Origin of the sequence: Amycolatopsis deserti, from assembly GCF_014653945.1 — a bacterium.
GTDB lineage: Bacteria > Actinomycetota > Actinomycetes > Mycobacteriales > Pseudonocardiaceae > Amycolatopsis_E > Amycolatopsis_E deserti.
Genome location: NZ_BNAU01000002.1, coordinates 905677 through 927399, shown reverse-complemented (window position 1 = coordinate 927399; position 21723 = coordinate 905677). Strand labels below are relative to the sequence as shown.

The following is a 21723-nucleotide window of genomic DNA, read 5'->3' as shown; positions in this document are numbered from 1 at the left end:
CCGCCCTCCTTTTTGTCAGCTGTAGTTCTGCCCCGGCGGCGCACCGGGGATCGGCTTGGCGATGAGCGCGACCGGGATGAAGAAGCAGAGCTGGGCGATCACCAGGGTGAGTGTCCAGAGCTCGCGTTCGTCGTAGTGCGCGGCGACCCTGGCGAACAGGTCGTCGGGGACGCGCTCGCCGGAGGGGTTCGGGCTCAAGACGGCTTCGGCCAGCTCCAGCGCGACCCGCTCGGCGTCGGTGAAGCACGGCGCGTCCCGCCACGACGCCACGGCGGTGATGCGCTCCTCGGTCTCCCCGGCTTCGCGCAGCTCACCGGTCTGCCGGAGGGTGTGGTAGGTGCTGCCGGCGAGCTGCCCGAGGCGCAGCTGCACCAGGCCGATGGTGGTGTCCGGGAGCACGCCGGTGCGGATGGCCTGCTGCGTCGCGGCGCCGATCGCGCCCACCTCCGGGATGAAGCGGGCGGGGTCGGGCAGGCGCGAGCGGTGGGTGGTCGTGGTCATCGGTTTCCTTTCCCGAGGGTTGTGGAAAGTCCGACGACGTGGCGGGCGGAAATGTGAGGTGCTAGGGCAGCAGGCGGGCGACCTTGCCGATTTCGAGAGCCACGTGCACGGTCCCGTCCAGGACGGCCAGCCCGTGCGGTTCCGAGCCCGGGGTGGGCAGCGGGTGGTGCTCGAACTCGCCGTCGGCGGTGATGTGCCCGATCCGGTTCGCGCCCCACTCGGTGAACCAGCAACCGCTTTCCCCGTCCGGGAGGATCGCGTGCGGGCGGGCTTCGCGGTCCGGCAGCGGGAACTCGGTGATCCTGCCGTCCGGGGTGAGGCGGCCGATCTGGCCGGCGCCGATCTCGACGAACCAGATCGCCTGATCGTCGGCGGTGATGCCGACCGGCGCGGCTTTCTCGGTGGGCAGCGCGAAGCGGGTGACCTCGCCGTCGGTGGTGATGCGCGCGATCGCGTCCGCCTGGTTGAGCGTCACCCACAGGGCGCCGTCCGGGCCGGTGACGATCGCCGACGGGTAGGACTTCTCGGCGCCCACGGGGAATTCGGTGAGTTCGCCGTTGTGCAGGCGGCCGACGCGGTCGGTGTTCATCTCGGTGAACCACATCGCGTCGTCCCGGCCGGCGGTGATCCCGTATGGGCCGCAGTCCGGCGGGAGCGCGAAGGAGGTCGCCGTGCCGTCGGTGGTGATCCGGCCGATGCGGTGGTCGCGGATGCGGCTGAACCACAGTGCGCCGTCCGGGCCGGGCGTGATGACGGCCGGCCCGCAGCCGGGGTCGAGCTCGAAGAGTGTGGTGTCGTCGGCGATCCGCGCGATGTGACCACTGTGGACCAGCGTGGCCCACAGTGCGCCGTCCGGTCCGGCCGTGATCCCGTAGGGGCCCTCGCCCGGGACGGTCTGTTCGTCGATCTGCACGTTGGCTCCTTAATGCGACTGTTGTCGCGCTAAGATGCTGGCATGACCGACTCGGCATCCGCAACCGGTTTGCGCCGGCCCGGTGGCCGCACCGCCCGCACTCGGGCGCGCGTGCTCGACGCCGTCACGTCCCTGCTGGTCGAGGCGGGGTTCGACGGGCTGAGCATCGACGCGGTGGCGGAGCGGTCGGGGGTGCACCGGGCCACGGTCTACCGGCGGTGGCGGGACGTGGGCGGGCTGCTGGCGGACGTGTTCGACGCGGCCGCGGGGGACGACTGGGCGCCGGCCGACACGGGTTCGCTGGTCGGGGACCTGGTGGCGCTGAACCGGGAGGTCTTCACGTCGTTGCGGGACGAGTCGTCGGTGACGCGGGCGTTGATCGCGGCGTCGTTCCGGTCCGCGCCCGCCGCGGCGGCGTTGCGGGAGTTCTGGCGGGACCGGTACCGGCGGTGCGAAGTGGTTGTTTCGCGCGCGCGGGCGCGTGGCGAGATCGTGGGCGCGGTGGACGCCCATCGGTTGCTGGTGACCGCGACGGCGCCGCTTTACCACCGGCTCGTCCTGATGGCTGAACAGCCGCGGGAGGAAATGGCCGAACAGGCCGCGCGGGACGCGGCCTGTTCGGTTTTGCCGACCGGTTGTTAGCGGGCTCGGTTACCAGGCCCGTCCGACGGTGTAGGAGCTGGTCCAGATGTTCTGGAGGCGGACCACGTCGCCGGATTCGGGGGCGGCCCAGATCTTGTTGTTCCCGGCGTAGATCCCCACGTGGTAGACGCGTCCACCGCTGGTGAAGAACACCAGGTCACCGGGCCGCATGTCCGATTTGGACACGCTGCGCACGGCGGCCCGCTGGTCGCGGGCGGTGCGGGGAAGATCGATCCCGACCTGCTTGTGCGCGTACTGGGTCAGGCCCGAGCAGTCGAACCCGCCCGGGGTCTCGCCGCCCGAGCGGTAGGGACTCCCGGCCTGCGCGGCGGCAGCCTCGACGATGCGATCACCGGTCGAGAGCTGGGTGGCGCCGGCGGGGGCGGTGAGCCCCAAAAGGGCAGCGGTCGCGACGGCGCAGGCGATCGGGAAAGTGATCATCCTGCGTATTCGAGTGGGCACGGTATGAACCCCTCCTTCAGACCTTGAAGGCATTTCGGTTCTTCTTTCCGGAACTGACTCACCGGCCGGAGTCAGAACCAGCAGCCGATTTCCCAGGGGCCCGATCACGAAACGATATACGCCCGAAGTGGTGAATTAAAACACGATCCGCTTGCGGGGGTTGGCGGTTCCGCTTTATCGGGCTAGTCATGTTGCTTGACGTAGTGGCCTTGTCACGGAGGGTTCACATGGGGGATCGGCCCGCTCGCGGCCGCGCGAGTGGGCTGTTTCGTGCCTGCGCGAGTGGGCTCTTCGTGTCCGCGTGAGCGGACAGTTGGTGGCCGCGCGAGTGGTCCGCTCGTGCCCGCGCGAGTGGAGTGTCGATGGTGGCGCGAGTGGGCCGTTCGTGTGCGCGCGAGCGTGTCCTTTCGTGCCCGCGCGAGCGGGCATGTCGTGGGCCAGTCACGAGCCCGGTCGTGGGTAGGTGTGGCTGCCCGCTCGCAGCCGCGCGAGTGGGCTGTTTCGTGCCTGCGCGAGTGGGTCGTTCGTGTGCGCGTGAGCGGACGGTTGGTGCGCCGCGCGAGTGGTCCGCTCGTGATGGCGCGAGTGGGCCCCTTCATGCCCGCGCGAATGGATTGGTCGTGCCTGCGCGAGTGGGCGCTTGGTGTCCGGGCGAGTGGACCGTTCATGCCCGCGCGAGTGGGCCATTCGTGCCCGCGTGAGTGGGGCAGCGGTCGCCGCGCGAGTGGACCCTTCGCGCGCACGCGAGTGGCCACCTCGTGCGGAATCACGAGCCTCTCGTAGAGCACTCGCGCATCCGGCGCCGGCCGTGGCGGCGCCGCTGGACCACTCGCGCACCGGGCCACCGCCGGCTCACCGCGGCAGCGAGAACCTCAAACCCGCGCCGGCTCGGCTAGATCGAAGCGCACCAGCAACCCGGGCCGCGCCTGGGCTGCCTTGTCGACATCCTCCGTCACCACCACCGCGATCACCGGGTACCCGCCGGTCACCGGATGGTCGGCGAGGAACAGCGTCGGCTTCCCGGACGGCGGCACCTGCACCGCCCCGGTCACCATCCCCTCGCTCACCAGCTCGCCGTGCCGTGCGCGCGGCAGCACCGGCCCCTCCAGGCGAATCCCGATGCGGTTGCTCTCCGACGTCACCGCGTACGGCTGCGCCATCAGCGTCCGCAACGCCGACTCTGTGAACCAGTCATCCCGCGGGCCCGGCAGTATCCGCAGCGCCAGCTCGTCCGACGGGGGCGCCGCCACCGGCGTGAAGCGCGGCGCCGCCACCGGTGCGACAGCCGCACCCACCGGCAACACCATCCCCCGCCGCAACGGGTCGGGGCCCAGTCCGGACAACAAATCAGTCGCCCGAGAACCCAGCACCGGCTCGACCGCGATGCCGCCGCGCACCGCCACGTAACTGCGCAACCCGGTCGCCGGCCAGCCCAGCCGGAACTCCGCCCCGGCCGGCACCCGCAGCGCCGCGTTCATCGGCGCGCCCATCCGGTCGATCGTGATCGGGCACGGCGCGCCGGTCACCGCGATCGTCACCTCGGCCGTGGCCCGCGCCGCGAACCCGCCGAATGTCACCTCGATCGCGGCCGCGCCTTCACCGTTGCCCGCCAAGCGGTTCGCCAACCGCAGCGAGGCCCGGTCGGCGGCGCCGGACTCCGTCACGCCGATGTCGGCGTACCCGGGCCGGCCCAGGTCCTGCACGGTCGACAACGGACCGCTGTCGACGACCTCGAGCACGGCGGCCATGACAACTCCGATTCGTTTCGGGTGCCGTGACCGTACTGATTGTTGAACGATCCTGCAAGAGGAATCTGTGACAGATCGGCCCGAACTGTCAAAAACCGAAGAGGTCGTCCTGCCTCCGCGAAGCCGGACGGCACCGGGGGCACGGCACCTCCCGCGAGGTGATCAGACCGGTCGCCGGATCGACGTCGGTCTCCAGGATCCAGCCGCCCGAGTCCCCGCACGTCCGGCAGAGGGTGCTCGTCTCAGCCATGGTCAGCCTGCCCATCTTCCCCCTCGATGGTCCTTGCCACACCGAGTGTGCGCGGCCCCGCTGGCGGATCGACGGCACCGGCCTGACCCGCCGCCGAGATCGAATCCGCAGGTCAGCGGGCGTGGTACGGCGGAACCACTGCGGTGCTGCGGAAGTCCACAACGGACTCACGAGACGTAGGCCTGCAACCGCGCGGTGCGGGATTCCTCGCGCAGCTTGCCCAGCGTGCGCCGCTCGATCTGGCGGATCCGCTCCCGCGTCACGCCCAGCTCGCGGCCGACCTCCTCGAGCGTGCGCTGGCGGCCGTCGTCCAGACCGCAGCGCAGCCGGATCACCTGCTGCTCCCGCGGCTTCAGCGTGGACAGCAGCTCGTCGATCTCCCGCCGCAGCACGTGGTACGACGCGGGCACGCCGGGCCGCCCCGGGTGGCACAGCAGGTCCGCGAGCACGCTGCTGCCGTCCGTGCCCACGGTCTGGTCCAGGCTGATCGGCTCCTCGTTGTAGGAGAGCAGCTCGATCACCTGGAACGGCGTCAAGCTCAGCTCCGCGGCGATGTCGTCGTGCCCCGGCTCCCGGCCCAGCCGCGTGGCCAGCTCGCGGCGCGCGGCCAGCACCCGGTTGACCTGCTCGGCCAGGTGCACCGGGATGCGGATGGTGCGGGACTGGTCGGCCAGCGCGCGGCTGATCGCCTGCCGGATCCACCACGTGGCGTAGGTGGAGAACTTGAACCCGGGCGTGTAGTCGTACTTCTCCACGGCCCGGATCAGCCCGAGGTTGCCCTCCTGGATCAGGTCCAGCAGCGACATACCACGCCCGGTGTAGCGCTTGGCGATGCTCACCACCAGCCGCAGGTTGGCCTCCAGCAGGCGGTTCTTCGCCTCCCGGCCCTCCTCGGCGATCGTGCGCAGGTCGTCGCGCCGTTGCGGATCGAGCACCCGCGTGGTCGCGAGCAGGTGCTGGGCGTAGAGCCCGGCCTCGATCCGCTTGGCGAGCGTGACCTCCTCCTCGATGGTCAGGAGGTCGGCCCGGCTGATGCCGTTGAGGTACGCCCGGACCGGATCGGCCGGCTCGAAGAGCGGTGGGGTCACCTGCCGTTGCCTCCGACGAGCCAGGGGAGTCTGGTACGCCTAACAGAGTGGCCGACGGCCCTGGCACGGAACCGACAGTGCGGCGGCGTGCGTCGAAGGGAAAAAGGCCAGGTCATGGGAAACCCGGCCGCACGCGGGTGCGGTACGGTGCGGGTCGGCTACGGGTCCGCCGTGAGCGCCGCGGATTTTCGTGCGGTGATCATGGCCGGGTCCGGCGATATCGTTGGCTGGTGGAAGGGGCTCCGCAGGTGATCACGACTGGCCAGCAGCCGCAGGCCGCCGCGCAGTTCGACGCGCGCGGCGGCGGCTCCGCCGAGCTGCGCGCCCAGGCCAGGGGGCAGGCGTGGTTCCGGCCCGTGCGCGGCCGCGGACGGCTCGGCGTGGTGAGCCTGGCCCGGCTGCTGGCGTTCGAGATCGTGCTCGTGGTCGTCGCCGCGGTCGGCGTGCAGGAACTGTGGGCGCTGATCGCCGCGGGCGTGATCGGGCTCGCGGTGATCGTGCTGATGTTCGGCCGCTCGAAGGGCCGCTGGTGGACCGAGAGCCTGATGCTGTGGATGGGCTTCCGGTCGCGCCGCGGCACCTCGGGCGAGAAGCGGGACGACCCGCGGCTGACCGCGCTGTGCGAGCTGGCGCCGGACCTGGTCGTCGAGGACATCGACGGTCCGGGCGAGGGCAAGCTCGGCATGGGCAGCGACGAGGCGGGCTGGTTCGCCGTGCTGGAGGTGACCGGGGGTGCGGACGTGGCGACCCCGCCGGTGCCGCTGGCCGCGCTGGCCCGCACCGCTGCCGAGGCCGAGCAGGCCGGTGTGGTGATGCAGGTCGTGACGCACTCGGTGCCCGGCCGCGAGCCCGGGACCCGCGACCGCGCCCTGTGGGTCGCGGTGCGGCTGGACGCCCGGGCCGTGGCCGAATCGATGATCGACTCGCCCGGCGGGCGCCTGGACGTGCCCGCCGTGCTGGCCGAGATCACCCGCCGCGCCGAGCGGGTGCTGCGGCGGCGCGGGCTGAACGCGCGGATGCTGACCGCGGACGAGGTCGTCGACGCGCTCGCCCGATCCTGCGACCTGCTCCCCGGCGGCGGCCCGGCGCGCGTGCACGAGGCCTGGGAGTCGTGGCACTCCACGCGCCTGACGCACGGATGCTTCTGGATCCAGTCGTGGCCCGACCCCGACCGCGGCACCGGCCTGCTCGCCGCGCTGGCCGAGCTGCCCGCGGACCTGGTCAGCATCGCGCTGCTGCTCGAGCCGTCCTTCGACGGGACCACGCTGCGCTGCCTGGTCCGGGTCGCCGCGACGGCGCAGCGGTACCAGCAGGTGTGCGACCTGGTGAAGACGCTGGCCGAGCGCAACGGCGCCCGGATGTCCCGTTTGGACGGTCAGCACGGCCCGGCCGTGTATGCTTCGGCACCGAGCGGGGGAGGTGCACGATGAACGCCGGACAGTACCCGCCGTCGCGGCCCCAGCCGCCCGCGCAGGCGATGCCGCGGCCGGTGCCGCCGGCGCAGGCCCAGCCCGGACCGCCGCCGGTGCAGCAGCAGCACGCGCCGATGCCGCCCGGGCAGGCCGTGCTCGGCGCCCCGGCTGTGCCGCAGGCGCCCGCCGTGGTCAACGTGCCCGCCCCGGCGCAGGCGCAACAGCAGGGTGCCGCCGAAGCCGCGGCCGCCGCGACGACCGTCGAGGTCGCGCGGCCCGCGCTGGCGATCGGCGTGCCGACGCCGATGCCGCCCCAGCCACCCGGGCCCGGCCCCGCCGGTCCGGCGGTCGGCGCACCGCGCGAGCACCGCGACTGGCGGACGCGACGGCACCGCTCGATCCCGCGCCTGCGGATCGGCGCGCACCACGCCTCCGACGCGGCGCTGGAGCTGCTGCAGGTGTCCGCGTCGTCGGTCGGGCTGCCGCTGGGGCGGGACCAGAACGGGTTCCCGGTGGCGCTGACGTTGTTCCGGCCGGAGCCGGTGTCGGTGAGCCTGATCGGCGGCGCCTGGGCGGCGCGGCTGATGGCCTTCCGCGCGTTGCGGGCCGGGGCGCGGTTGCTGGTGTTCTCGCAGCACCCGGCGGACTGGGTCCAGCTGGGACAGTCGGCGACCGGGCGGACCGACCGGGTCGCCGTGCTGGCGCCGGGTTCGCCGCCCGCGGTGACCGCCAGCGCCGACGCACCGGTGCTGTGCCTGCACGACGCGCCCCAGTCCCAGAGCGAGCCGGAGGCGTGGCAGACGAGGGTGCTGCTGCACCGGCGGCTGACGCCCGAGCGGGTGGGCGCCGTGCCGGGCTCGGACCTGGTGCTGATGCAGCGGCTCACGCCCAACGAGGCCTCGCTGCTCGCCCCGGCGCTCCGGTTGACCCAGCGGACGTCGCAGCAGTTGCAGATGCTGCGGGACGACATGCTGGCCGTGCTCGCGGGGGAGACCAACCACTACGTGTGGGTGGACCCGGCGCCGGCCGAGCGGGCGCGCCTCGGGCGGCCCGGGAGGTACTGACTCCGGGCGCGGGAAGGCCGAACCGCCTGCCGGTCTTCCCGCGCCCGGTCCTCTTGGCGCCTACGGCGCCTAACGGTCACCTTGGGTCCGACCTCCCCCGCCCCCGATGCCTGATTGTGTTTCGGTCGTCGAGCAGGCGTGTCAAGGCGGGAAAGAGTACCTTGACACGCCTGGTCGGCGACCAAAGATCGGCTGTGGATCGGGGGCGGGGGAGGTCTGGGGCGTAGTCGGTCCACTTCCGTCGCCGGCCGCCGGTTGGTGGGGTGAGGTGCTCCGGTGCGTCAGTCCACTGGGGACGTGACGCACCGGAACGCGGTTCAGTTCCGCCCGTCCAGAGCCGACGGTTCCGCCGGCCGGTACCGCTTCTCCCGCTCCCCGGCCGCGACGACCGGACCACCCGGAGTCTCGACCTCGAACGCGGCCTGGTCGGCGACGGGCGCCTTCTCGTCCTTCCGCACGACGCGCTGGGCACGATCGGCGTGCACGACCGGTTTGGCGTGCCGGTCCGGAGCCGTCACCACGGGCACCGGCGCCTGCAGGACGTTCGGGATCTCGCCGGCGGAACCGGCGACGTACTCCTGCGCGGAGTACCGTCCGTCGAACACCGCCGTCGTGCTCATCGGCAGGTTCGCGGCGAACTCCGACTGCTTCCGGTTGCCCTGCTGCGTCTTCCGGCGCTTGCGTTCGGCCATCCACTCGCTGAACGTCTTGCCCGGCGCCTTGCGGTGCGGGTTGGACAGCACCGGCGGTGCGCCCACACCGGGAGGCAGGCCCTCGCGCGTCCCCGTGGGCGCTTCCTTCGCGCTGCCGCCTCGGTTGTTGCGCTTGCTGTCGTTGTTGAGCACCGGAGCGGTCGACGGCGGCGGCTGGAACGCCGGCGGCCGCTCGGACAGGTCGCTCATCAGGGGCGCGCCGGACCGCCGCCCCGCCTGGACGTCCCGGCCGTTCGGCGACTGGCCACCCGGTGGCATCGGCGGGGCCGAGCTCCCGTTGGGGCCCATCGCCGACTCCGCGGTGGGCGGCGCTGGCGGCGCCGACTGCATGGCCTGCCGGTACGCCGAGCTGGCTTCGAGGCTCAGGTGCTCGTCGAAGGGCAGCGCGTTGTCGAACGTCGGTGCGCCGGGCCGCTCACCGCCCGGCTCCTTGGCCTGCGGCTGCTGCGGCACCTGACCGCCCGGCGGCGGGGTGATCGTGCCCGGCGGGTAGAGGTTGCCGTTCTGGCTGAACGACGGCGGAGTGCCGGGAGCGGTCCCCGGAACCGAGGTCGGCGTGGTGTTCAGGCCCAGCGTCGGCGGGACGTTGGCCGGGGCCTTGCCGGAGAACAGGTTGGGAGTGGCGCCCTTGTTGCCGAACGAGGGGGCGCCCGGCGCCTTGCCACCGGTGAACCCGTTCGCCAGCATCGGCGCCGCCCCGCCCGCGAGGCCGAGCAGCGCCGGGTCGATGCCCGGTGCGTTCCCGGGTGGCGGCGGCGTGGTCGTGATCCCGTTCGGCGCGGTCGGTGCCGGGCCGGGCGCCGTGGGTGCGACCGGAGCCGGCCCGGGGGGCGCTGTCGGCGCCTCCTTCCCGTTGAACGCCGGGTTCTCCGTCGGTGCGTTGTTCGCGTTGAAGGCCGGCGAGTCGCCCGGGGCCTTCGGCGCGTGGCCGGGCGCGTTGGGGGCGTTCCCGGGCGCACCGGGGGCGCTACCCGGAGGGGCGCCTGGTGACCCGCCGGGCGGCGTGCCGGGAGCGCCGGGCGCGTTGAGTGTCGGCGGACGCGGGCCGCCGGTCGCCTCCGGGTGCAGGATCGCGTTGAGGACCTCGAGCTTCGGCCCGTGCGCGGCCTCCAGCTTGTAGATGTAGGGCGCGTACTGGTTCGCGATCGTCTGGGCGAGTTTGCGCGCCTGCTGGTCGTACTTCTCGGTGACCTTGTTGCCCGCCTCCAGTTTGTCCTTGGCGTCGCCGGGCTTGGTGCCGACCTTCGCCGCGTAGAACGCGCCCATGTCGTGGGTCGCGTTGTCCATCGCGTCTTTCTTCTCGGCCTTGTAGTCGTCGTACAGGGCCTGCATCTTGGCCTGTGCCTCGTACATCGTGTTGGACAGGCCGTACAGCGCCGTGCTGTTGTGCAGGGCGGCGTCCTGCCACTGGCGCAGGTAGGCCAGCGTCATGCCGACCTTGCCGAGGAAGACCTCCTTCGCGCCGGGCGACTTCCAGTGGTCGGCCAGCGTCTGGGTCTGCTCGCGCAGGTTGTCCGCGACCGTCTGGATCATCAGCTCGACGTTGCCCCACTGCCGGGCGCGGTCGGCGGTGGTGCCGGGCTGCTCGCCCTTCACGACGGCGAGGTAGAGCGATTCGATGCCCTCGCCCTCGAAGTCGTAGGTCTTGCACATCGCGGGGGGCGTCTTCTGCCCGGTGTTGTAGTAGCCCCCGCCGACCCCGGTGCCGATCTTGCTGAGGTCGTAGCCGAAGTAGTCGTCGCCCATGGCCGTCCTACCCCCCTGTCGCCGCGCGTCGGGCCTGCTCGAGCTCGTCGTAGTTCTGCCGGTAGTCGGCGCCGGTCGGCAGGTCGTGCTGGGTGCCGACCGACCGCTCGTCGGTCTTGACGGGCACCTTCTCGTTCTTGTCGCCGTCCCCGTCGACGTCGTTCACGTCCTTCTGCATCGTCTCGGTGTAGTAGTCGCGGGCGTGCGAGCCGTCCTGGAAGTTGTACGTGACCACGTGCTGGCTCGGCGCCGGACCGTCGGACTTGACCGGCTTCCCGTCCTTGTCGTAGGTCTGCGACGTCGTGACCTGGTGGACGACGTTGGGGTCGGAGTCCGTGTCGTGCTTCGTCGTGCGGCGCGTCTCACCGGCCGGAGCGCCGTTGTGGTAGAACGTCGTCACCGTCGTGTTCTCGTGCTCACCCTTGGTCGAGGTGATCATGTACTGACGGGTGCCGTTCTTGTCGTCCAGGTACTCGGTGGTCACCCCGCCGTTCGTCTGCACCGTGCGGGTGCCGCCGTCCGGGGTCCGGTAGGTCGTGATCGTCATGTTGCCGACCACGATCTGGTTGATCATCTTGTCGTTCCCGGTCTGCGTCACGCCGGTGCCGACCGGTGGCGTCAGGTCCTTGGCGATGGTGTGCTTGTCGTTGAGCCAGGACGGGATGTCACCCGGCTTCTTGGCGCCGTCCATCTGGAACGCCCACTCGACGGCGTCGACCATCGCGGCGTTGGCGCCGTCCATGTTCTCGAAGACCTCGCCCATGATCAGGGCGACGGAGGCGATGGCCGTCACGTTCTTGTACAGGTCGGGGATGAACATCCCCATCTCCTGCGCGTTGCGGTCGGCGTAGGCCTGCATGTCCAGGCCCGGCTCGAACATCGTGGACATCATCATGTCCTTGCCGCCGGGACCCTGCAGCGCCGACTGGGCCGACATGGTGTCGCCGCTCAGGTCCTTGCCGACCTGGGCGATGTTCTTGCCGTAGTTGCGGAAGTTCGTCGGGTCCAGCTCGAGCTCGGCGCCCTTGGCGGCCCAATCCGGGGTGGGGACGCTGCCCGGTTCGTCCGGTGTCGGTGCCACGATGTCCCTCCCAAACGTCGTGAAGCCCAGCTCAGATGGCGGGGGCCCACCGGGGGTAGGGGTCGGCGGACCCCCGCTTCCCTAGCCAACCACCTCGAGTCAACCCCGGTGAATCACTTTCCTCAAGCCTGCGGTGGCAGCTCGGCGAGCTGCACCAGCCGGGCGCCCCCGCTGCGGGTGATCAGCCAGCCCCGGCCCGGGGGCAGCTTCTGCGGCCGGATGTTGCCCAGCAGCGGCCCCTCCTCGCGGTTGCCCGACATCAGGATCCCCGGCGAGGCCAGGTCCCGGATCCGGGCGATGACCGGGTCGAACATCGCCCGCGCGGCACCACCGCTGCGGCGCGTCACCACCAGGTGCAGGCCGATGTCGCGGCCCTGCGTCATGTACTCCAGCAGCGGCGCGAGCGGGTTGTCGTGCGGGTTCGGTGCGACCAGGTCGTAGTCGTCGACCAGGATGAACAGTTCCGGGCCGCTCCACCAGCTGCGGGAACGGAGCTGCTCCGGCGTGATGTCACCTCCCGGGAGTCGCTTCTGCATCGCGTCGATGGTCAGACGCACCATTTCCTGAACGGTTCCGCTCGAGGTCGCATAACCGATCAAGTACTCGTCCGGGATCAGCCCGAGCAGGCTGCGCCGGAAGTCGATGAGGGCGATCTGCGCCTGGTCGGGCGTGTACCGGGCCATCAGGCCGGTGGCCAGCGCGCGCAGGAAGGTGCTCTTGCCGGACTCGACGTCGCCGAACAGCACCAGGTGCGGTTCGGTGGTGAAGTCCAGGCTCACCGGCTGCAGGTCGGCCTCGGAGATGCCGATGGGGATGCCGTGCTCGTCCGGGGCGGGCAGGGCCGTGTACGGCAGCATCGGCGGGAGCAGCCGGACCCGCGGCGCGGGTTCGCCGGGCCAGGCGCTGTTGACCGACGACACCAGGTGGGCGATGCCCTCGGCCAGCTCGTCCGCGGTCTCCTTGCCGTCCACCCGCGGGACCGCCGACAGGAAGTGCATGCCGTCCGGCGCGAGGCCGCGGCCGGGGGTCTGCTCCGGGACACCGGCGGCCTGGCGCCGGCCGATCACCGAGTCCACCGGATCGCCCAGGCGCAGTTCGAGCTTGCTGCCGAACATGTCGCGCAGGTTCATCCGCATGTCCATCCACCGGTTGGCCGCGGCCACGACGTGCACGCCGAAGGCCAGGCCGCGGTTGACCACCTCGGCGATGTCGGCCTCCAGGTCCTCGAACTCGGCGCGCAACGTGCCCCAGCCGTCCACGACCAGGAACAGGTCACCGAACCGGTCCTCCGGGAACCGGCCCTCGCGCAGCAGCTTTCGGTAGGTCGTCATGCTGTCGATGCCGTGCTCGGCGAAGCGCTGCTCGCGCTCGGCGATCAGCGTGCGCGCCTCCGCGACACTGCGGCGGACCCGGTCGATCTCCCGCCGGGTCGCGACCCCGCCCACGTGCGCGAGGTCCCGCAGCGCCGCGAGACCGCCGCCGCCGAAGTCGAGGCAGAAGAACTGCACCTCGGCCGGGGTGTGGGTGAGGGCGAGGCTCGCGATCACCGCACGGACGGCGGTGCTCTTGCCGCTGTGCGGACCGCCCACGATCGCCACGTTGCCGCCCGCGCCCGACAGGTCCAGCCAGCACACGTCGCGTCGCTGGTCGGCGGGCCGGTCGATGATGCCCGCGGCGGCGCGCAGCGCACCGCGGTGTTCTCGGAGCCCCGTGGTCAGGCCGCGCTCCGGGTCGTGCACGAGCGGTTCCAGCAGCTTGTCCAGCGACGGCGGCTCCTCCAGCGGCGGCAGCCACACCTGGTGCGCCGGCACACCCCGCCCCTCCAGCCGCTCGACCAGCACGTCCATCAGCGTCTCGCCCATGTCGTCGGACTCGGCGGGCTTCGGCTGCTCCACCGGCTTCTCCGCCAGGCGCGGGCGCAGGTAGGCCGTCGAGTAGTCCTGCACCGGGTCGATCTGGCGGCCCTCGTCGTCGGTGCGCTGGATCGTGCCGCGCCGGTGCACGCCCGACACGTACGCCGCCTTGAAGCGGGTCAGCTCGTCCACGCCGGTCTTGAGGAAGCCGTTGCCGGGGGAGCGGGGCAGCTGGAACGCGTCCGGCGTGCCGAGCACGACCCGGCTCTCCATCGCCGAGAACGTCCTCAGCGCGATGCGGTAGGACAGGTGCGAGTCCAGCCCGCGCAGCCGCCCCTCCTCCAGCCGCTGCGAGGCGAGCAGCAGGTGAACACCGAGCGAACGGCCGACGCGTCCAATCTGGACGAACATGTCGATGAAGTCCGGCCGCGCGGTGAGCAGCTCGGAGAACTCGTCCACCACGATCAGCAGCGCGGGCAGCGGGTCGAGCGGCGCGCCGGCGATGCGGGCCTTCTCGTAGTCGCGCTGCGAACCGTAGTTGCCCGCCTTGCGCAGCAGTTCCTGCCGCCGCACCAGCTCGCCGCCGATCGCGTCCAGCATGCGGTCCACCAGGTGCAGCTCGTCGGCCAGGTTCGTGATCACCGCGCTGGTGTGCGGCAGCCGGTCGAGCTTGGTGAAGGTGGCGCCACCTTTGAAGTCCACCAGCACGAAGTTGAGGATCTCCGAATCGTGCGTGACGGCCAGCGCCAGCACCAGCGTCCGCAGCAGCTCGGACTTGCCGGAGCCGGTGGCGCCGACCAGCAGGCCGTGCGGGCCCATGCCGTCCTGCGCCGACTCCTTGAGGTCCAGCTCCATCGGGCGGCCGTCGGCGGTGATGCCGATCGGCACGCGCAGCCGGTCCCGGTTGGACCGGGTCTCCCAGCTCTTGGCGAGGTCGAACTCGTACGGGTCGCCCAGCCCGAGCAGGTCGGTCAGCTCCAGCGACCCGGACAGCGGCTGCTCGCTCGCGGTCAGCGCGGACAGCCGCAGCGGCGCGAGCGTGCGCACCAGGCCGCGCATCTCCTCGATGCCCAGCGCGTCGGCGGTGCCGATGTTGCCCGCGCCGTCCATCGTGCGGCTGGTCAGGTTGCCGTCCGGGGAGATGTCCAGCACCAGCGTGGCCGCGTCGAGCAGGCGCGGCGGCTCGCCGGAGAGGTCGATGACGGTGACGCCCTCGACGCCGCCCTCGATCATCAGGTGCTCGGAGCCGCCGGTGTCGCCGCCGTCGACGAACACGACCACGTGCGTCGAGCCCTCGATCGGCTGCGTGCCCGGGTTGAACCGCGGCCGGTTGGCCACCACGTCGTCGAGCATCGCCTCCAGCGCCGTCACGCTCGGCGCCACCAGCCGGATCTGGCCGACCGCGTCGGTCTTGGTCGGGTGCAGCGCGTGCGGCAGCCACTTGGCCCAGTCCCACAGCTCGCGCTCGCGCACGCAGAACGCGGTCAGCACGTCGCCCGGCGCGTGGAACGTGCCCAGCTGCGCGACCAGCGCCCGGGCCATCGCGCGCTTGCGGTCGTCGTTGCCGGTCAGGTAGATCCGCGAGAACCCGCGCAGCGCCACCGCGACCGGCAGGTCCGGCACGGTCGAATAGGTGGTCACGAACTTCCGCAGCGCCATCGCGCACAGCGGTTCCAGCTCGTCGATCGGCTTGGTCTCCGGCGGCACGAGCGGCGTCGCGAGTTCCTGTGAGCCCAGCCCGATCCGGATGACGGTGAAGTCCCAGTCGCCGGGACGGCGCTCCCACAGCCGCGCGCTCTGCGCGGTCGACCACAGGCGCGCCGGGTCCGGGTGGCGGTAGAACATCGCCTTGCGCTGCTGGTCGATCGTGTCCCGCACCTGCGCGCGCAGCTGCGACAGCCGGCGCATGTACCGGCGGCGGTTCGCGATCATCTCCTGCTTGCTCGCGCCCTGCCCGCCCTGGCTGATGATCTGGAACAGGATCATGCCGAGCACCGCGACGCCGTACAGACCGCCGGCGACGTACATCAGCGGACCGGACCGGCCCGCGCCGATCAGCAGCGCCATGCCGCCGGTGCCGGCGAGCATCGGCAGGATCATCAGCACCCGCGACCAGCTCTTGCCCGCGGGCGGCGGGTTCTCCGGTGGGGGATCGAGCACCACGTCGCCCGATGGCAGGTCAGGCGCGGGCCGCCGGAGTGGCCGCTTGACTATGATCGTTCCCAAGACCGAAAACCTCCCGAGCGCCCGGGTGCGCCAGCATAGAGCTTTCCGCCAGCCTAGTGTCGCGCTTTAATGGATACTCTCCCAGCCGGTCTCGGGGTCCAATTTGGAGGTAGGGGCAGCATGACGTCGGCGATGGGCACGACCCTCGCGAAGGTGAGCATCACCACGCCCAAGCGCGGGATCGACGTCGCGCTCCCGGAGAACGTGCCGGTCGCGGAACTGCTCCCCTACATCCTGCGGCACGCGGGCGAGGACGCGCCGGACACCGGCGAGCAGCACGGCGGCTGGTCGCTGCGGCGGCCCACCGGCGAACGCCTCGACGGGCAGCAGACGCTCGCCGCGCAGCAGGTGCGCGACGGCGAGATCCTGCACCTGGTCCCCGGTCCGGTGGACTGGCCCGAGATCGAGTACGACGACCTGGTCGAGGCCATCGCCAGCGGCGCCCGGCGCTACGGCCGCAGCTGGGGCCGCGCCGCCACCCGGCGCGCGGGGCTGGTCGTCGCGGCGGTGCTGCTGTGCGGGGGCAGCCTGGTCTCCCTGTTGTTCGAACCACCGTGGCTGGACGCCGGCCTGATCACGCTGTCCGCCGCGGTGGTCCTGACCGCGCTGGGCATCGTCGTGGCGCGGGCGGTGCCGGACGCCTACGCGGGGGCGGTGTTCGCCGGATCGGCGCTGCCGTACGCGTTCCTCGGCGGCTACTTGCCGACCGCGCCGGACCACTTGGGGCTGTTCTCCTTCGGCTCCGCGCAGCTGCTGCTGGGCGCCATTTCGCTGCTGGTCTTCGGCATCGTCGGCTACCTCGGCGTCGGCGCGATGAGCCGGGTGTTCGTCGCCGCCATCGCCACCGGGGTCCTCGGCGCGCTGGGGGCGCTGTTCGGCGGCTGGATGGACCCGGACGCGGCCGGCGCGCTGGTCCTGACCATCGCGATCGGCCTGCTGCCCGGATATCCGTGGCTCGCGCTGCGGCTGGGCCGGGTGCCGCTGCCCGCGCTGCCGCAGCGGTCGGCCGACCTGCTCAACGACGAACCGCACCCGGCCACCCCGGCGGTGTTCGACGCGGCCGCCCGCGCCGACGAACTGCTCACCGGTTTCCTCACCGGCGCCGCGCTGATCAGCGCTTTCGCGTCGATCCCGCTCGCCGTGCACGGCGGTGGGTCGCGGCTGATCATGCTGATCCTCGCGTGCGCGGCGCTGCTGCTGCGCGCCCGGCTGTTCCCGGTGCCGCGCCAGCGGATCCCGCTGCTGGTCGCCGGGCTGTGGGTGTTCGCGCTGCTGGCCGACTGGTGCTTTTCCACCGCGTCCGGCAACGTCGGGCTCGGGCTGTTCCTGCTGGCGCTGGTGGTGCTCGCGCTGCTGGTCGCGGCCGCCGGGCTGGTCTACTCCGGCAAGAACCCGTCGCCGTGGTTCGGCCGCATCGCCGACATCGTGGACGTCATGGCTATCGTGGCCCTCATCCCGTTCGCGGGGTTCATCACCGGATTCTTCGCATACGTCCAGGGCCTGATGGCCTCGATCGGCTGAGGGATAGGCGTGCCCACTCGTCGCGACCAGCTGCAGGCCTACCAGTTCATGATGCAGCGGGTCACCTCCGCGCTCATCGTGCACGAGACCGATCCGGAGCTGACCCCGCTGCGGCGCGGAGTGGGCGCGGTGTTCGCCGGGGTCATGATCGCGGTGCTGATCGCCGCGGGCTTCGGCGTTTACGGGGTGTTCACCGGAGTCGGCGGCACGTCCTGGAAAACGGACGGCGCGGTGGTGATCGAGCGGGAGACCGGCGCGACGTTCGTGTACTCCTCCGGCGAGCTGCAGCCGACCCTGAACTACGCCTCCGCCCGCCTGCTGACCAGCGCGGACAAGGCCGGACCGCACCGCGTGTCCGGCAAGGACCTCGCCGGGTTGCCGCGCAGGCCCGCCGTTGGCATCCCCGGCGCGCCTGCCTCGCTGCCGCCCGCAGACCGCGCGACCGCGACGCCGTGGACGATGTGCTCGGTGCTGGGCCAGAACCTGGCCGGCGCTCCGCTGACCACCACCACGCTGATGGTCGGGCAGTCCATGCCGGGCGGGGCGCCGCTCGGCCAGCGCGCGATCCTGGCCCGCGACTTCACCGACGGCACCGTCTACCTGGTGTGGAACAACCACCGCTACCGGATCACCGACGTCGCGGTGATCCGCTCGGTGTTCGGCGCGCAGGCCGGTGCGGTGGACGCGGGCACGGCCTGGCTGAACGGCCTGCCGGTTGGGCAGGACATCGGCCGGATCGACGTGCCCGGCCAGGGTTCGCCGTCCTCTGTGCTCAGTGGGTTCACCGTCGGCGACGTGGTCTACTACCCGCTGTCCCGCGGCGTGCAGTACTACCTGGTCCGGACCGACGGGCTGGCGCCGCTGACCGAGCTGCAGGTGCGGATCATCTCGGGCCAGTACTCGGTGCGGCCCAAGGAGATCCCCGCCGCCGCCGCCAACGCCGCGCCGACCAGCACCGCCCTGGTCCCGGCCGAGGGCGAGGCGGCGCCGCCGACGCTGCCCCCGGACCTGGTCACCGTGCCCGACGAGGGCCGCGCCGCGCTGTGCTCGGAAACCCACGACGCCCGCACCGACCCGGTGATCTCGATCGGCGGCGACACGAGCGTCCTGGCCGCGGCCATCGACACCACCGTGGAGAGCGGCACCGGCACCAAGCTGGCCGACCGGGTGCTGGTCCCGCCGGGTGGCGTCGCCGTGGTGCGGGTGCTGCCCTCGGCGACGGCGCCCACGGGGGCGTACACGCTGGTCACGGACACCGGCCTGCGCTACCCGGTGCCCGACGACAAGGTGCTGGGTCAGCTGGGGTATTCCGCGTCCTCGGCGGTCGACATGCCCGCCGCGCTGGTGCAGCGGATCCCCGAGGGCCCGACGCTGAACCCGTCGGCCGCGATGGCGTCAGCGGTCCCGTAGTCCACCCGCACCGGGCGACCGTGAACTTCTGACCGAAAGTCTTGACCAGCGGTTTTGGTCCGTGCGAGGGTGGTACGGGGCGACGGGGGGATGTCAGCCGCCGCGCCTACTCTGCTGATAGATGTCCGCACTGTGGTGGTAGAACGTCTCCGAAATGGGGGGTGACAGGCGTGGCCCTGAATCTCGACGAAGACCAAGTGACCCGGTTGAACACACTGCTGCGTGACGCGAAGGACCGCGGCGAAGAGCTCTGCCGGAGCATGCAGTCCGACTACGCGAACGTGGTCGGCGCGAACTGGAAGGGCATCGCCTCCATGGCCGCCCTCGGCAAGTCGGACGAGATGTTGCAGTTCTGGAACAGCCAGCTCGCTCCGATCCTGGACAAGCTGATCACCGGCATCGTCGGTACCCAGAACCTCATGGCCGACCACGAAAGCGACGGCCAGAGCAAGATCAACGCCATCACGCCGGGCATGGGCAACTTCAGCCGCCTGGCCTGACTCGTCGACCACACCGGAAAGGGGTAACGGCATGGTTATTCGCTATGACGACATGGTCGGCACGACCGGGTCGACGAACGTCACCAAGTCGACCGACCTGGCGGACCTGTTCAACGACTTCATGACCCAGGCCAAGGGAATCCTCGGCACCGACTGGGAAGGCCAGGCCTCGACCGCCTTCGAGCAGGCGCACACCGAGTGGAACCAGAAGCTCCTGAGCTACTCGGAGACGCACGCTCAGGTGGGCCAGACGGTCATGCGCACCGCCGAGGAGGCGTTCGCGAAGGACCAGCAGGCGAGGGGCTTCTTCGTCTGAGTTCGTTCGTCACCGCCGGTCCCGGAGCGTGTCCGCGCTCCGGGACCGGCTTGTCTCACGCTCGGAAAGCCGGGGAGGAATCGTTGTGTCAGGGGAGGATCTCAGGACCGCTTCGGGCGGTCGCTGAACAGTTCCACCGGGGGCTCGGGACGCTCGTCGTCGGGCCGGTCCTGGGGGACCGGGGCCAGTCCGGCCCGCCAGCGACGGCGGCGGCCGAGCGGTCCGAACACGACGATCGCGGTCACCAGCACCACGAGGGCGAAACCGCCCGCGGCGAGGCCGAGGGCCCACTCGTCGCTGCGTTCTTCGGCGGCCTGTCGAGCCGCGACCTCCGGATCGACGGTGACCGGGGTGAGCGGCGGCAGCGCCACCGGGTTGCCGGCCACGACATCGTCGGACACCGCCTGGTACGGATTCACCACGCCGTAGCCGTAGGAGGCGCTGCCGGTGCCCTCCGGCGCCGGTGCCGCGGTGGCGTACAGGCGCTTGGCGATGTCCTGATTGGACAGCTGGGGACGGTAGGAGCGGACCAGCGCCACGGTGCCCGCCACGTACGCGGTGGCGTACTCGGTGCCGGCCACGGCGCCCAGCCCGTTGTTCGGGTAGGTCGTGACCACGTTGGCGCCCGGGGCGACCAGATCCACGGCGTCGGCGCGCGAATCGTCGGCCACGAGCCCGTTCTCGGCGAGCGAGGCCACGCCGATCACGCCGTCGTAGGAGGCCGGGTAGGGGACCAGCCCGCCGGGCTCGTTCGGCTGCCGTTCCCCGACCGCCGCGACCACGACGATGTTGCGGGACAGGGCTCGCTGCACGGCGGCGCGCAGGGCCGGGTTGTCCTCGTAGGTGACCGTCGGGACGGCGATCACGGTGGCGTTGCGGTCGACGGCCCAGTTGACGCCCGCGGCCAGCGTCAGCGGCGCCACGCTCTTGCGGGGCTCGCGGCCCGACGGGTAGGAGTCGCCGACGACCTTCGCCGACAGGATCTGCGCACCGGGAGCCATCCCGTGGAATCCCACCACCGTCGTCGGCAGCGCGGCGATGATGCCGCTCACACCGGTGCCAGTGCCGAGGCAGTCCGGGCTGCCGCTGGACTGGCCGGTGTCCGGGGGAGCGAAGGTGGCCCGTTCGGCCAGACGCCCCGTGAGCTGCGGGTTGTCGGCGGCGCCCGTGCTGACCACGGCGACGCGCTGTCCCGCTCCGGTGCTCAGCGGCCACACCCGATCGGGTGCCAGGAGCTGTTGCGACCACGGAACGGGAACCACGAGGCTCCCGGAAACGACACAGTTCTGCTGGGCCTGCGCGGCCGGTGGCGCCACCGTGACGGCGGCGAGGCCGGCGGCCGCGGTGACCAGTGCCGTGCGGAGGCGCTTCGCGTTCACGGCGGCGATGCTAGCGGAGTGACCGGTGATCATGGCAATGTCGCCACTGTGCCGGATGGACGGAGGTAGTCATGAGTTCCCCTTCGGGGCGCGTGAATCCCGCGCTGATCGGCATGCTCGAACAGATCAAGAAGGCCACCGAGGAACTGCCGAAGGCCAGTCGGCGGATGATGGCGCTGACCGGTGTGGGCTGGTCACCGGACAAGCTGGTCAAGGTCGTCGTGGGACCGCGGGGACAGCTGGCCGACATCGACATCGATCCGCGCGTGTTCCGCAAGCCCGACGCCGCCGCGCTGCAGGCGGCGATCCTGGCCGCTTCGCGCGAAGCGGTCATCGACATCAACCAGCAGCGCGAGGAGATCATGGCGGGCCAGTTCCCGGCCGACATGACCTCGCTCCAGCACGAGATGCGCTCCAACGAAAGCGACACCATCGGCAAACTGATGAACCGGCTGGACGCCGACATCTACGCGGAGGGGAAGGACGACCGGTGAGCTACCTCGAGATCAACACCAGCGCCGCGGAGATCCGCTCGCTCGGCGACCAGATCGCGCTCAACGGCAGCGATCTGGCCAAGCTCGCGAGCTCGGCCAACGGCGAACACGAGCAGCTCGCCGGCTCCGACCTGTCCGTCTTCGGCAACGACGACCTCGGCAAGCAGTTCAAGCCGACCTACCGGGACGCCCCGGGGGCGATCAAGATGCAGGGTTTCGACGCGACGCGCGCCGGACAGATCTTCGCGTCGATGAAGCAGATCGGTGACGAGCTGGGTGACCTCGGCGGTGGCCTGCGCGCGGCCGTCGACGGGCAGATGGGCACCGAGCTGGACAACCTGGCGGCGATCAACAAGATCGAGCCGCCCGCCTGATCCGCCGTTTCCACCCGTCCGAGAGGTCCG

At 71.5% G+C, this 21723-nt stretch carries 19 protein-coding genes; 9 read left to right on the top strand and 10 right to left on the bottom strand.

The window, feature by feature from the left end; all coding sequences use genetic code 11:
* Positions 1-15 precede the first annotated feature (15 nt).
* Entirely contained in the window at positions 16-501 is a 486-nt protein-coding gene (locus IE290_RS12680; protein ID WP_191244733.1) for a carboxymuconolactone decarboxylase family protein, read from the bottom strand.
* 61 nt (positions 502-562) lie between these two features.
* Complete coding sequence (locus tag IE290_RS12675) at positions 563-1414, bottom strand: Vgb family protein (RefSeq protein WP_191244732.1); 852 nt, start codon at positions 1412-1414, stop codon at positions 563-565.
* Between the two features lie 42 nt (positions 1415-1456).
* Here IE290_RS12675 and IE290_RS12670 point away from each other — a divergent pair, with 42 nt between their 5' ends.
* Positions 1457-2056: a TetR/AcrR family transcriptional regulator gene (locus IE290_RS12670; protein ID WP_191244731.1), complete on the top strand. Its 600-nt coding sequence runs from the start codon at positions 1457-1459 to the stop codon at positions 2054-2056.
* Positions 2057-2065: 9 nt separating this feature from the next.
* Here the strand turns inward: IE290_RS12670 and IE290_RS12665 are convergent, their stop codons facing one another.
* The 4 genes from IE290_RS12665 to IE290_RS12650 all read right to left on the bottom strand — a co-directional run bounded on the left by IE290_RS12665 (position 2066) and on the right by IE290_RS12650 (position 5604).
* Positions 2066-2497, bottom strand: a complete 432-nt coding sequence (locus IE290_RS12665; RefSeq protein WP_229874443.1) for a C40 family peptidase — start codon at positions 2495-2497, stop codon at positions 2066-2068.
* 893 nt (positions 2498-3390) lie between these two features.
* The gene (locus IE290_RS12660; RefSeq protein ID WP_191244729.1) at positions 3391-4266 is read right to left on the bottom strand and encodes a 5-oxoprolinase subunit C family protein; all 876 of its coding nucleotides are present in this window, start codon (positions 4264-4266) and stop codon (positions 3391-3393) included.
* An 88-nt stretch (positions 4267-4354) separates the two neighbouring features.
* Positions 4355-4516: a hypothetical protein gene (locus IE290_RS12655; protein ID WP_191245189.1), complete on the bottom strand. Its 162-nt coding sequence runs from the start codon at positions 4514-4516 to the stop codon at positions 4355-4357.
* A gap of 167 nt (positions 4517-4683) precedes the next feature.
* Positions 4684-5604, bottom strand: coding sequence for a sigma-70 family RNA polymerase sigma factor (locus tag IE290_RS12650; RefSeq protein ID WP_191244728.1), 921 nt, complete (start codon positions 5602-5604; stop codon positions 4684-4686).
* 230 nt (positions 5605-5834) lie between these two features.
* On the opposite strand from IE290_RS12650, the gene IE290_RS12645 reads away from it, so the two are divergent.
* Both IE290_RS12645 and IE290_RS12640 read left to right on the top strand, forming a co-directional pair.
* Positions 5835-7034, top strand: coding sequence for a type VII secretion protein EccE (locus IE290_RS12645; protein ID WP_229874442.1), 1200 nt, complete (start codon positions 5835-5837; stop codon positions 7032-7034).
* Positions 7031-8080 (top strand): hypothetical protein, encoded by a 1050-nt coding sequence (locus IE290_RS12640; protein ID WP_191244727.1) that lies wholly within the window; start codon positions 7031-7033, stop codon positions 8078-8080. The genes IE290_RS12645 and IE290_RS12640 overlap by 4 nt, the downstream gene beginning before the upstream one ends.
* A gap of 317 nt (positions 8081-8397) precedes the next feature.
* On the opposite strand, the gene IE290_RS12635 is transcribed toward IE290_RS12640, so the two are convergent.
* The 3 genes from IE290_RS12635 to eccCa all read right to left on the bottom strand — a co-directional run bounded on the left by IE290_RS12635 (position 8398) and on the right by eccCa (position 15636).
* Positions 8398-10539 (bottom strand): hypothetical protein, encoded by a 2142-nt coding sequence (locus tag IE290_RS12635; protein ID WP_191244726.1) that lies wholly within the window; start codon positions 10537-10539, stop codon positions 8398-8400.
* A gap of 7 nt (positions 10540-10546) precedes the next feature.
* Positions 10547-11620, bottom strand: a complete 1074-nt coding sequence (locus tag IE290_RS12630) for a hypothetical protein (RefSeq protein ID WP_191244725.1) — start codon at positions 11618-11620, stop codon at positions 10547-10549.
* Between the two features lie 122 nt (positions 11621-11742).
* On the bottom strand, positions 11743-15636 hold the full coding sequence (gene eccCa, locus IE290_RS12625; protein ID WP_308431344.1) for a type VII secretion protein EccCa: 3894 nt from the start codon (positions 15634-15636) through the stop codon (positions 11743-11745).
* Positions 15637-15819: 183 nt separating this feature from the next.
* Between eccCa and eccD the strand changes: the two genes are divergently transcribed.
* The 4 genes from eccD (at position 15820) to IE290_RS12605 (ending at position 19446) form a co-directional block, all read left to right on the top strand.
* A complete protein-coding gene (gene eccD / locus IE290_RS12620) occupies positions 15820-17220 on the top strand; it encodes a type VII secretion integral membrane protein EccD (protein WP_191244723.1) in 1401 nt (466 codons plus the stop codon).
* A gap of 9 nt (positions 17221-17229) precedes the next feature.
* The gene (gene eccB, locus IE290_RS12615) at positions 17230-18630 is read left to right on the top strand and encodes a type VII secretion protein EccB (protein ID WP_191244722.1); all 1401 of its coding nucleotides are present in this window, start codon (positions 17230-17232) and stop codon (positions 18628-18630) included.
* A gap of 170 nt (positions 18631-18800) precedes the next feature.
* Positions 18801-19130 carry a hypothetical protein gene (locus tag IE290_RS12610; protein WP_229874441.1) on the top strand — a complete coding sequence of 110 codons (330 nt, stop codon included), beginning with the start codon at positions 18801-18803 and terminating at the stop codon, positions 19128-19130.
* Between the two features lie 31 nt (positions 19131-19161).
* Positions 19162-19446, top strand: a complete 285-nt coding sequence (locus IE290_RS12605) for a WXG100 family type VII secretion target (RefSeq protein WP_229874440.1) — start codon at positions 19162-19164, stop codon at positions 19444-19446.
* A gap of 101 nt (positions 19447-19547) precedes the next feature.
* Here the strand turns inward: IE290_RS12605 and IE290_RS12600 are convergent, their stop codons facing one another.
* Positions 19548-20825: a S8 family serine peptidase gene (locus IE290_RS12600; RefSeq protein WP_229874439.1), complete on the bottom strand. Its 1278-nt coding sequence runs from the start codon at positions 20823-20825 to the stop codon at positions 19548-19550.
* Between the two features lie 71 nt (positions 20826-20896).
* On the opposite strand from IE290_RS12600, the gene IE290_RS12595 reads away from it, so the two are divergent.
* Both IE290_RS12595 and IE290_RS12590 read left to right on the top strand, forming a co-directional pair.
* Positions 20897-21319 carry a YbaB/EbfC family nucleoid-associated protein gene (locus IE290_RS12595; RefSeq protein WP_229874438.1) on the top strand — a complete coding sequence of 141 codons (423 nt, stop codon included), beginning with the start codon at positions 20897-20899 and terminating at the stop codon, positions 21317-21319.
* Positions 21316-21693 (top strand): hypothetical protein, encoded by a 378-nt coding sequence (locus IE290_RS12590; RefSeq protein ID WP_191244720.1) that lies wholly within the window; start codon positions 21316-21318, stop codon positions 21691-21693. Before IE290_RS12595 ends, IE290_RS12590 begins: the two co-directional genes overlap by 4 nt.
* Positions 21694-21723: the final 30 nt, after the last annotated feature.